Annotated in this window: 7 protein-coding genes; 2 read left to right on the top strand and 5 right to left on the bottom strand. The window is 71.3% G+C overall.

All coding sequences use genetic code 11. The features are described from left to right. Positions 1 to 8: 8 nt before the first annotated feature. The gene (pbpC, locus tag BM43_RS05970) at positions 9 to 2,393 is read left to right on the top strand and encodes a penicillin-binding protein 1C (RefSeq protein ID WP_230676434.1); all 2,385 of its coding nucleotides are present in this window, start codon (positions 9 to 11) and stop codon (positions 2,391 to 2,393) included. 88 nt (positions 2,394 to 2,481) lie between these two features. Here pbpC and BM43_RS41280 read toward each other — a convergent pair whose 3' ends face one another. Both BM43_RS41280 and BM43_RS05965 read right to left on the bottom strand, forming a co-directional pair. Next, positions 2,482 to 2,655, bottom strand: coding sequence for a hypothetical protein (locus BM43_RS41280; RefSeq protein WP_017920778.1), 174 nt, complete (start codon positions 2,653 to 2,655; stop codon positions 2,482 to 2,484). Positions 2,656 to 2,924: 269 nt separating this feature from the next. Beyond that, the gene (locus tag BM43_RS05965) at positions 2,925 to 5,114 is read right to left on the bottom strand and encodes a glucosidase family protein (protein WP_036056436.1); all 2,190 of its coding nucleotides are present in this window, start codon (positions 5,112 to 5,114) and stop codon (positions 2,925 to 2,927) included. A 501-nt stretch (positions 5,115 to 5,615) separates the two neighbouring features. Between BM43_RS05965 and BM43_RS05960 the strand changes: the two genes are divergently transcribed. Beyond that, entirely contained in the window at positions 5,616 to 6,536 is a 921-nt protein-coding gene (locus BM43_RS05960) for a helix-turn-helix transcriptional regulator (RefSeq protein WP_080741936.1), read from the top strand. 78 nt (positions 6,537 to 6,614) lie between these two features. Here BM43_RS05960 and BM43_RS05955 read toward each other — a convergent pair whose 3' ends face one another. The 3 genes from BM43_RS05955 to BM43_RS05945 all read right to left on the bottom strand — a co-directional run bounded on the left by BM43_RS05955 (position 6,615) and on the right by BM43_RS05945 (position 11,286). Further along, a complete protein-coding gene (locus BM43_RS05955; RefSeq protein ID WP_036056440.1) occupies positions 6,615 to 8,066 on the bottom strand; it encodes an aldehyde dehydrogenase in 1,452 nt (483 codons plus the stop codon). 482 nt (positions 8,067 to 8,548) lie between these two features. Then, entirely contained in the window at positions 8,549 to 8,839 is a 291-nt protein-coding gene (locus BM43_RS05950; RefSeq protein WP_013690187.1) for an H-NS histone family protein, read from the bottom strand. A 647-nt stretch (positions 8,840 to 9,486) separates the two neighbouring features. After that, positions 9,487 to 11,286, bottom strand: coding sequence for a methyl-accepting chemotaxis protein (locus tag BM43_RS05945; protein WP_036056441.1), 1,800 nt, complete (start codon positions 11,284 to 11,286; stop codon positions 9,487 to 9,489). Positions 11,287 to 11,425 lie beyond the last annotated feature (139 nt).

Below are 11,425 nucleotides of genomic sequence, written 5' to 3'. Positions count from 1 at the left end.
GCGTCGGCATGCCGCCGCGGCCCGCGCGCCTCGACCAGCGCCTCGCCCTGCACGGCTTCCGGCGCGCGCCGAGCGCGCTGCGCCTGCTGCTGGCCGGCGCCCTGCTCGGCACCGCCTGCACCGCGCAGGCGGTGCCGAGCTACGACAGCGTGCGGCGCGACTTTCGCAGTTCCGACTGGGTCCTGCTCGCGCGCGACGGCACGCCCCTGCAGCGCACCCGCGTCGACACCGGCGAACGGCGCGGCGACTGGGTCGCGCTGGCCGACGTCTCGCCGGCGCTGCGCGAGGCGATCGTGGTGTCCGAGGACAAGCGCTTCTACGAGCACAGCGGCGTGGACTGGCGCGGCATCGCCGGCGCAGCCTGGGCCAACCTGTGGAATTCGCGCACGCGCGGCGCCTCGACCGTCACCATGCAGCTGGCCGGCCTGCTCGGCGACAGCTCGCGCCATTCGGGCCAGCGCTCGCTGCCGCAGAAGGCGGGCCAGGCGATCGACGCGCTGTGGCTCGAACGGACCTGGCGCAAGGACCGGATCCTCGAGGCCTATCTGAACCTGGTGCCGTTCCGGGGCGAGACGGTGGGCCTCTCGGCGCTGTCCTGGTCGCTGTTCGGCAAGGCGCCCTCGGGACTCGACGAGCGCGAATCGGCGGTGGCCGCCGCGCTGATCCGCGCGCCCAACGCCAGCTATCCGAAGGTGGCCGAGCGCGCCTGCCGGATCCTGCGCGACATGCAGCAGGGCAGCGCCGGCTGCAAGGGCCTGGACGGCTTCGTGCAACTGGCCTTCGCGCGGCCCGCGCCGCCCTCCTCGGCGTTCCAGGACGGCGAATCGCTGGCGCCGCACTTCGCGCGCCGCGTGGCCGCCGAAACCCATCCCCTGCCCGGCGCGCGAATCCGCTCCACGCTCGACGCGGGACTGCAGCGCTATGCGCGCGACACGCTCACGCGCGCCCTGACCGAGCTGAACGCGCCGCCGCAGTCGCGCAACGTGCAGGACGGCGCGGCAGTGGTGATCGACAACGCCAGCGGCGAGATCCGCGCCTGGGTGGGTTCCTCGGGCGCCTTGTCGGCGGCGCGCGAGGTCGATTCGGTGCTGGCGCTGCGCCAGGCCGGCTCGACGCTCAAGCCCTTCCTCTATGCGCAGGCGATCGACGAGCGGCGCCTGACCGGCGCCACCCTGCTCGACGATTCGCCGGTCGACCTGGCCGCCGGCGGCGGCCTCTACGTGCCGCAGAACTACGATCACGACTTCAAGGGCTGGGTCAGCGTGCGCAGCGCGCTCGGCTCCTCGCTGAACGTGCCGGCGGTGCGCACCCTGGTGCTGGTCACCCCGCATCGCTTCTCGCGCACCCTCACCTCGCTGGGCCTGCCGCTGACCGAGGAGGGCGACTACTACGGCTACAGCCTCGCGCTGGGCAGCGCCGACGTGTCGCTGCTGACGCTCGCGAATGCCTATCGCGCGCTGGCCGACGGCGGCCTCGCGCTGCCCACCCACGACCTGCCGCGCGACCCCGCGCAGGCGGCCTCCAAAGCGGCGCCGCAAGCGGCTTCACGAGCGGCCACGCAAGCGGGCGCGAGCCCGGCGGCCAGGCGCGTGTTCAGCCCCGAGGCCAGCTTCATCGTCACCGACATGCTGGCCGACAACAACGCGCGCACGCGCACCTTCGGCTTCGACAGCCCGCTCGCCACGCACGTGTTCTCGGCCGTCAAGACCGGCACCAGCAAGGACATGCGCGACAATTGGGCGGTCGGTTTCACCTCGCGCTACACGATCGGCGTCTGGGTCGGCAACGCCGACGGCTCGCCGATGCGCGAGGTATCGGGCGTGACGGGTGCCGCTCCCGTGTGGGCGGCGCTGGTCGCTCGCCTGCATCGCGACGGCGGCAGCGTCGCGCCGCGGCCGCCGGCCGGCGTGGTGCGCGAGCGCGTGGACTTCGAGCGCGCGATCGAGCCTTCGCGCGACGAGTGGTTCGTGCGCGGCACCGAAACCAGCCAGGTGCGGCTGGCGGCCGGCGCAGGCGGCTCGCCCGCCGCGGCCGCTCAGTCACGCGCCGGTACCGCGCGGATCCGCAACGTCTCGACCGGCGCCGGTTCGAACGCGCGTGCGCCGCTGGCGATTGCCGCGCCGACCGACGGCACCATCTTCGCGCTCGATCCCGACATCCCGCCGCACAACCAGCGCGTCTGGTTCGAGCGGGTAACGGGTAACGGGGGGCGCGGCAGCTGGCGGCTCGACGGCCGCGTGATCGGCCATGGCGAGCGCCTGGCCTGGCTGCCCTGGCCGGGGCGGCATCAACTGGAACTGCTCGACGCGGGCGGCAAGCCGGTCGACCACGTGGCCTTCGAGGTACGTGGCGCGGTGGCCCGGCCCGGCGCGAACGCACGCGGCAGCCGTTGAACGAGGCAAGCCGGCACGGCGAGGCTCGGCCGCGCCGCCCGGCATCGAGCGACGCGGCTCCACGCGAACCAGCCCTGACCAGCCGGAATCAGCGCCGGTTGCGAGCCGCGCGCGCCCGAATCAGCCGCCCGGCCATCACGCCGATCACCACGGTCGCGCCATAACCGGCCGCCAGCACCACGGACGTATCGATATCGGGCCGCCGCGCGGCGACCAGCGCCGTGCCGAGCAGCACGATCAGCAGTCCTGTCAGCCATCTCATCCCGGCCCTCTCCCGTGCGAACGTCGATTTGCCCGTTATAGCGGCTCGACGCGACTTGCGCAGGACGGGAAAACACGGGATCGCGCCGATTCCGCGCGTCGCGGGCCGCGCGCCGGCGCGGCACGAAACCTGCGTCGGCGCGAGCGTTCATATCTGAGGAATCGATGCCGGCGATGGTTGCGCGCGCATCGAGCACGACGCGGTCAGCGCCGCGCCGTGTCGGCTCGTCGTGTTGGCTCGCCTTGTCGGCTTTTACTCGCCGCCGTGCCTCACGACCCGCCCATCGCCACCACGCCGCGGCTCCCCGCCCGCGCGACGGTCGGCATCGTCACCGCCTGCGGCCCCGACGAGGCCTGCCACCAGAACTTGCCGGCGCGCGTGCCGGGATCCTGGATCGCCAGGTAGGTGGTGCTCCAGAGCTGGGCGGCATTGGCCTCGGTCGCGTCGGCGCTGCGCGTGCCGAACGCGTCGGCCTGGTACTGGCCGTTGGCCCAGGACCAGGTCCACATCTCCGAGGTCCGCATCTCGCGCGCATTCGAGATCACCTGCCAGATTCGTTGCCGCGCCTGGCTCAGCAGCGTGCGCGTGGCGTCCGACAGATCCTGGCGCGCCAGTTGCCGGTCGAGCCCGGCCACCCACATCGCCTGCTGCCAGGACCAGATCACCGTGCCGTGATAGGCCGAGCTGGTGAACTTCGGCCAGAGCGCGGGATCGGCATAGGCGGGGTTGGCGATCAGCATGCCGACGTCGGTGATCAGGCCATTCGGGAACGGCTGGATCGCATCGGTGACGATGCGCTGCAGTTCGTCCTCGGACGGCGTGCCGAGCAGCAGCGCGAAACCGCCGTCCGAGTTCATCACCGGGATCGGATTGCCCTGCGCGTCGAGCGACAGCGCATAGAAATCGAGCGGCGCGGCCGGCGCGGCGCCGGCCGGCACGCCGGCCGAGGCGGCATAGCTCGAGGCGTCGCTGGCGGCCTGGGCCACCGGCACGCCGACCCGGAACAGCGGCGGCGCCTGCTGCTCCCAGGCGCTCGCCTGGTTGGCGGCGTTCTGCAGGACCGCGCGCTGGTCGGCGCTCAGGTAGGGATCGAGCAGGCCGCGCGCCAGGAAGTTGCTGGCGGCGCGCAACGCGGCCGGCACCAGCACCGCGTTGACGTCGAACGGCACCACGCCGCCTGCCAGCCCGTCGGTGCTGTCGCGCCAGTTGCCGACGATCTCGCCGCTCCTCAGGTGGATCAGGTTGGCGGCCGTGGGCTGCTGCACGAAGGGCTGCGCGGTGCTGGCCACATGCAGCAGGTTGCTCACGAACAGGCTGCCGTTGGTCGCGCCGGCGCCAGCCGACTGCGCAAGGAATGCCGCCGCGCGCGCCTGCCCGCGCGTGTCGTCGAGCAGCCAGGCAGCCATCACCGGCGCGAGCAGGTAGTCGCCGTCGATCATCTTGTAGTCGTAGGTGGGCGTCGCATCGTTGGGCCGGCCGTTCTTCGCGTTGTCGATCAGCGCGAATTCGCCGATGCCCTCCTCGTGCGCCACCTTGCCATCCGGCGAGAGCCGGTTCAGCACCGAGCGCAGGCCGGCCTCGATGGCCGGCGCCTTGAGCACCGGCATCAGCATCTGCACCGAGATCAGCGTGTCGCGGCCGAAGTAGGTGTCGTATTGCCAGGAGCCGGCCAGCAGCTTGTCGTTGAAGCTCAGGAACTCGACCACGTCCTGGCTGACCGGATCGGCGCCCACCGAGGCCTCGAACAGATCGTCGTGGCCGATCGCCGAGAGCGGCGTCTCGCCGGTCAGCGCCTCGACGTGCAGCCGCAGCCGCTGGCTGCCGGCCGGCGCCTGCAGCACCAGCTTGCCGTCGGCCGTCGTATTGATGCTGCCGCCGTCGCGCAGCGTGATCCGCAGCGCCTGGCCCGGCGCGCCATCCACGCGGTCGCGCTGCCATTGCGCGGTGCTGCCCTGCACGCCCGGCGCCACCACGATCTGTGCCGGCACCGTGGCGCCGCCGTTGTAGTCGCGCAGGAAACGCACGTTGCTGAGCAGGCCCTGGCGGATCGTCAGCGTGCCGGTGTCGACCGACACGTCGGACGCGATCCCGTACAAGGGCCGGCCGAGATGGTCCTGGTTCGAGATCGCCGAGGGTGCCGTGTCGAGGTTCCAGTTGACGGCCTGCGCCGTGTCGTCGAACCACAGCCCGGTGCCGCTGTTGCCGGCCGGGAACACCACCAGCAGGCGCGGCTTGGTCGACGAGCGCATCAGCAGGTGCGCGGCCACCTTGTCCTGGCGGAAGAATGCGTTGACCTGGCCGCCGGCATCCATCCGGAACGCCAGCGCGGCGGCGCCCGGCTGGCTGCCGACGCCCTCCGACTGCGTGCCGTCGTCGTTGCACGCGGCCAGCAGGCCCGCGCACAGACAGGATGCGATCAGCGATTTCACGAAACGACGTGCTGCCCGATGTGTTGCCATGTCCCCCTCCAGTTCTGATGATGTTTTTTCAAGCGGACTGACGCGCGAAGGCGACGTGCGGATGCCGGCTGCCTCGGATTGCCGGCGCGTCGCCATGCGGCGGATGCGGGAAGCCATGCGATGTGGCCCGGTTATTGATCGCGTGAGCGTAAAGCAAACGGAAGCGCGCTGTAATGCGTGAACTGACAGGGGGATGGCCGGGCGACGACGGCAGGGGCGCGACGGCGGACTTGGGGGTTCGGTGAGATTCGAGCGCGCGTGGCTTCGCGCAAGGCGAGCGCGCCGCCGACGGCGAAGCGCAAGGCGGCCGAGCGACCTGGCGGCGCGGGGCCAGCCGGAGCAAACCATGTGCCGCGATCGCCTGCGCGCAATCACCTCGGGCCGGCCAGGACGCGGCGATGCGCAACCGCAGCAACCGGCGCGGTACACTGCGCGACGCCGGCCGCATTTCCCACCGGCGGGCGGCGCCGCGACGCGCCACCTGCATCCGACGCGCCACGCATGGACCACACCTCGCCCCCTGCTCCTCGATCCAGCAGCCAGTTGCATGCGCACGCGGCCGCCCGCCAGCTTGACGCGGCGCTGCAATCGCGCCGTTACCCGCTCGCGCAGGGCGAAGCCGGCCTCGATCGCGCCGCGCTGCTGCTGCTCAGCGGCCGCGCCGAGGTTGCCGCCGGCCGGCAGATCCATCAATTGCAGGCACCCGCGCTGCTGTGGACACCCGCCACACCGGACGATCATCTGCGCCTCGCGCCCGGCTCGGCCGGCATCCTGCTGGCGGTATCGGGCGAACTCGCCCGCGAGGCGCTCGGCCAGAACGCCGAGGCCGTGCAACTGCGCTACCTGGCCGATCGGCCGACGGCGATCGAGACGATCGGCTCGGCCGAGGCGCTGGGCGACCTGCGCCACAGCTTCGACGCGTTGCTGCGCGAGATCCGCCGCGAGGAACGCGGCTCGTGGAACCTGCTGTCGGCGCATCTCGCGCTGATCCTGATCCAGTGCTGGCGCCTGACCGGCTGCGAGGACCTGAGCCAGCAGGGCCAGGGCGCGGGCGCCTCGCTGCTGCTGCGCTTCCGGCACCTGGTCGAGCTGCATTTCCGCGCGCACTGGACCGTCGAGCACTATGCGCGGCAGCTCGGCATCTCCGCCGACCGGCTGCACGATCTCTGCACGCGCAGCCTCGGCCGCACGCCGCTCGCCCTGCTGCACGAACGGGTGGTGCACGAATCGCGGTTGCGGCTGGTGCGCTCGGGCCTGAGCATCGAGCAGGTGGCCGACCACCTCGGCTTCAAGTCGACCACGCACTTCAGCCGCTTCTTCCGCCGCAAGACCGGCCTCACGCCGGCCGGTTTTCGCCGCCAGGCGCAGGACGGGCCGGATGTCGCCCACGACGCGACACGCAGCTACGCCGATTGGCCCTGACGCCGGCGGCCCGGGCGGCGTTGGCGACAGGCAAGGCGCGTCGCCTGCCGCCGCCGCATGCCGACCTCGACCTCGACCTCAGATCGGATACGCGAGCGGCCCCGACTGGACCGTGATCCAGCGCAGCTCGGTGAATTCGTCGATCGCCGCGGTGCCGCCGAAGCGGCCGTAACCGCTCGCCTTGACCCCGCCGAAGGGCATCTGCGCCTCGTCGTGGACGGTGGCGCCGTTGATATGGCAGATCCCGGCCTCGATGCGCCGGCCGACCGCCAGCGCGCGCTGCACGTCGCGCCCGAACACGGCCGAGGATAGGCCGTACTCCGAATCGTTGGCGATCGAGATCGCCTCCTCGATATCGCTGAAGCGCGTCACGGCCGCCACCGGGCCGAACGACTCCTCGCCGTAGAGCCGCATCGCCGGCGTCACGCGGTCGACCACCGCCGGCTGCATGACGCTGCCCTGCGACTGCCCGCCGGCGGCGAGCACGGCGCCCTTGCCCACCGCGTCGTCGATCATCTGGCGCACGCGCGAGGCCGCCTCGGCGCCGATCATCGAGCCCAGCACCGCGCCCGGCTCGCCCGGCAACCCGGCCTTGAGCGCCGTCGCCCGCGCGGCGAGCCGCTCGACGAAATCGTCGGCCAGCCTGGCATCGACGATCACGCGCTCGGTCGACATGCAGATCTGCCCCTGGTTGAAGAACGCGCCGAAGGCGGCCGCCTTCACCGCCTCGTCGAGATCGGCGTCGTCGAGCACCACGAAGGGCGCCTTGCCGCCCAGCTCGAGCAGGCAGCGCTTGAGATGCCGCGCGGCGAGTTCGGCGATGCGGCGGCCGACCCGCGTCGAGCCGGTGAAGTTGATGCGCCGCACCGCCGGATGCGCGATCAGCGCCTCCACCACCGGCGCGGCATCCTCGGGCGCGTTGAACACCACGTTCAGCACGCCGGGCGGCAGGCCCGCGTCGCGCAGCGCCTCGCCGATCAGCCAATGCGTCATCGGGCACAGCTCGGAACCCTTGAGGACCACGGTATTGCCGCAGGCCAGCGCCATCGCCAGCGCGCGCACGCCGAGGATCACCGGCGCGTTCCAGGGAGCGATGCCGAGCACCACGCCGGCCGGCTGCCGCAGCGCCATCGCCATCGTGTTCGGCAGGTTCGAGGGAATCACCTCGCCGACGATGCGGGTGGTGATCGCGCCCGCCTCGCGCAGCATGTCGGCCGCGATCCGGCAATTGAAATGCGCCCAGCTCGCGGCCGCGCCGGTCTCGGCCGCCATCGCCTCGGCGAAACGCTCGCCGCGCGCGTCGATCAGATCGGCCGCGCGGAACAGGATCGCGCGCCGCTCGCCCGGCGTGGTGGCGGACCAGCCGGCGAACGCGGCCGCCGCGCTGTTGGCGGCATCGAGCGCATCCTGCACGGTGGCCGCGGCGGCCTCGGTGCGCGCCTCGCCGGTGACGGGATTGGCGCGCGTGAAGCTCGCGCCGTTGGCGGCCTGGCGGTCCTGGTTGTCGATCAGTAGTGAAGCTCGCAGCATCGGGCTGTCTCCTTGGATTGGGCATGGCCTCGCGATTCGCGCCAGCGCCGGACGGCGCCGTGGATCGGACCGGGCAAGCCAGTCTAGAAGCATGGGCGCGCGGCCTCAATGCACGAAAACGGGAAAATCTGTCACGTTTCTGGTCGGGGCGCGTGCCTGGAAATGGCGGGGCGCGGGCGGGGGGGCTGGTGTCACGCGGTATCGTGGACCGCGTCGGTCGGGTGGGCGCCGGCTGCGCTTCGGTGCCGGTGGTTTCGCGCCGGATCGGCGCCGGGAACCTCAATTCGATCGATTCAGGCGAGGCGCAAACGTTTGACCTGTCATTCGAAAAAAAATCCGGCGCGCGAATCGCACCGAAACCTCCCCTGCAGCGTCGATTACCTCTTGCCGGCCGTGGTTCGACTGACGGCCGCCGCGGCGGGACGGCGGAACGCTGCCGCCGCATCATCCGCCACGGCAGCGGGCGCGCCCGCCGGCGCCGCTCAGGAAATCAGGAAGCGCTCGCGATCCTGCCCGGCGATCCAGCCCGGCACGCGGCCGCGGCCGGTCCAGGTGGCGCCCGTTTCCGGGTCGCGATAGCGCGGCTTCGGTTTCTGGTCTTCCTTGCGCGGCCGGCCCAGGCGCGGCGGGAACAGGTCTCGTTCGGTCAGCCCGTATTCGGCGATCGCGCGACGGATATCGGCGATCACGATCTTGAGCTCGGCCTCGCGGGCCTCGCCGGCCTGGCGGGTCAGCTCGTTGAGCTGAGCGAGCAGCTCGTGGTAATTCGACATGACAGCTTCCTCGTAGAACACCGTCGTCCCCGCTCGCCCTGTATGGGTTGTGTCGAGTCGATGCGCGCGCGACGGTTGGTAATGCTCAAACAGGTCTCAACCCACTATTTTGAGATAGTGGCTCGCTTTTTTACATGCTCCTGTCCCCGCCCCCCTGTGATGCCGATGCGGGAATTGCCGGGTCGATCCGGCCACCTCGATGCCGCAACCGCGCACGCGATGCGACGCCACGTGAAGGCAGACGGTCGGCCCCGCCCGCGACGCGCCTGTCTGCGCGACGCGAGCCCGACCACGGCGGCCAGCGCGATTATCCGCCGGCGCCGTCCTCGCTGCCGCGAACTGGCGAAACCGTGTACGACCGACCCGAACTGTTCGCGAAAACGGGACGCGTGGCGCGCGGCGAATGCATCGATCGCCGTACGTCACGCGTCGAACCACGGTGTTGCCGCGGGCTCGGCCGCCCGTTTTCGCGCGGGCGACGGCCGTGGCACCCGGCATCGCCCGGCTCGCGCCGAACCCGTTGATCTCTTGTCCTGCATCGCAAGCGCATCGCGATGCCTCATGTCTGCATCATGTCCGGCTCGTGACGCCCACCTAGCCACGCGGCGGCACCTCGCCGGCACATCGCGCCGGCATCGCCTACCGCTTCACGCCACGCGGAATCGCGCCACCGTCGCCGCCAGCGCGCCGGCCTGGCTCTGCAAGGCGGCGGCCGCCGCCGTCGACTGCTCCACCAGGGCCGCGTTCTGCTGGACCATCTCGTCGAGCTGCGTGACGGCGTGATTGACCTCCTGGATCCCGCGCGTCTGCTCGTTGGCGGCGTGGCGGATCTCCGAGATGATGGTCGTCACGTTCGCCACGTTGCCGACGATCTCGTCCATCGTCGCGCCGGCCGAGCGCACCTGCGAGGCGCCGTCGCCGACCCGCTCCACGGTGGTCTCGACCAGCGCCTTGACCTCGCGCGCGGCCTGCGCGCTGCGCTGCGCGAGGCTGCGCACCTCCTGCGCGACCACCGCGAAACCACGCCCCTGCTCGCCCGCGCGCGCCGCCTCGACCGCCGCGTTCAGCGCCAGGATGTTGGTCTGGAACGCGATCCCGTCGATCACCCCGATGATGTCGCCGATCCGGCTCGAGGCCTGCTCGATCTTCTCCATCGTCGCCACCACGCGCGACACCGCCTCGCCGCCGTGGGTGGCGATCCGCGAGGCCTCGCCGGCCCGTTCGTCGGCCTGCGTGGCGGCGCTCGCCGACTGGCCCACGGTGGCCGTGATCTGCTCCATCGAGGCCGCCGTCTGCTGCAGGCTGGCCGCCGCCGATTCGGTGCGCGACGACAGGTCGGCATTGCCGGCCGCGATCTCGTCGGCCGCCGCGCGCACCGATTCGCTGGCATCGCGCACCTCGCGCATCACGTCGTGCAGCTTGCCGACGAAGGCGTTGAACGAACGCGCGATGTCGGCCACCTCGTCGCGCCCCTCGGCCGGCAGGCGCTGCGTCAGGTCGCCCGAGCCCGAGCCGATCGCGGCCATCGCCTCGCGCACCTGCGAGAGCCGGCGGAACGCCGTGCCCGTCAGGGCCACCACCACCGCCGAGGCCAGCAGCACGATCACGACGAACACGATCGCGAAGGTCACCAGCAGCGAGCGGATCCCCGCCATCGCCTCGGCCTCGTCGATCGCCACCACCAGCCGCCAGTCGGTGCCCGCGATCGGTTGCGCGCGCAACAACTTGTTGCCGCCGCCGATGCGTGCCACGAACGGCTTGTCGGTCGCGTCGAGCGCGGCCAGCGGCAGGTTCGCGAGATCGGGCGACAGCGTCGACAAGGCCTTGCCGGTCAGCGCCGCATCGGGATGCGCGACGATCTGGCCGCTGCCGTCGACCAGCATCGCGAAGCTGCCCGGCGTCGGCCGGATCGACTTCACGTTCGCGATCACGTTGTCCATCGTCACGTCGCCGCTGACCACCGCCTTCAACTGGCCGTCGCGCATCACCGGCACCGCGAAGGTCACCACCACCTTGCCGGTGCGCGCATCGGCATAGGGCGTGGTCACCACCGAGCGGCCGGCCTCGGCCGCCTGCCGGTACCAGGGGCGCGCGGTCGGGTCGTAGCCGTCCGGGATGCCGGTCGGGTCCGAGAACTTCGAGGTCTTGTCGGGGTAGCCGGCATAGACGTTCAGGAAGCTGCCGGCCGCCGCCATCTGCAGGAAGCCCGGCACCGGATCGGCCGACAGCGCGGTGTCGCCGAGCGACTCGATCATCTGGCGCTTGGACGCGACCCAGTCGCGTATGCCGTTGCCATTGCCGATCGCCGTGGCGCTCAGGTTGCGGTTCAGGTCCTCGAGGTTCGCGGCGCGGGTGACGACATAACCGATCACGGTGCTCGCGCAAAGCGCGAACACCACGATGGCGACACAGGCGGCGACGATACGGGCGCGTAGGGACGAAAGCATGGTGAAAGCTCTGTCTGACAGTGACGGGCTTGTGGCCCGATTGATCGATGGACCGGTAAACGGATGGGGTGGATAAAACTTGAGGGTTGCTGCCAAAAATTGAGAGTTGGCTCTGGAAAGTGATGAGCGGATCGCGCTT

The organism is Burkholderia gladioli, assembly GCF_000959725.1.
GTDB lineage: Bacteria > Pseudomonadota > Gammaproteobacteria > Burkholderiales > Burkholderiaceae > Burkholderia > Burkholderia gladioli.
This window is presented reverse-complemented; position numbering and strand designations above follow the sequence as displayed.

Coding starts and splice junctions, on each gene's coding strand:
- pbpC (WP_230676434.1), top strand. CDS start 9: ATGCCGCCGCGGCCCGCGCGCCTCGACCAGCGCCTCGCCCTGCACGGC.
- BM43_RS41280 (WP_017920778.1), bottom strand. CDS start 2,655: ATGAGATGGCTGACAGGACTGCTGATCGTGCTGCTCGGCACGGCGCTG.
- BM43_RS05965 (WP_036056436.1), bottom strand. CDS start 5,114: ATGGCAACACATCGGGCAGCACGTCGTTTCGTGAAATCGCTGATCGCA.
- BM43_RS05960 (WP_080741936.1), top strand. CDS start 5,616: ATGGACCACACCTCGCCCCCTGCTCCTCGATCCAGCAGCCAGTTGCAT.
- BM43_RS05955 (WP_036056440.1), bottom strand. CDS start 8,066: ATGCTGCGAGCTTCACTACTGATCGACAACCAGGACCGCCAGGCCGCC.
- BM43_RS05950 (WP_013690187.1), bottom strand. CDS start 8,839: ATGTCGAATTACCACGAGCTGCTCGCTCAGCTCAACGAGCTGACCCGC.
- BM43_RS05945 (WP_036056441.1), bottom strand. CDS start 11,286: ATGCTTTCGTCCCTACGCGCCCGTATCGTCGCCGCCTGTGTCGCCATC.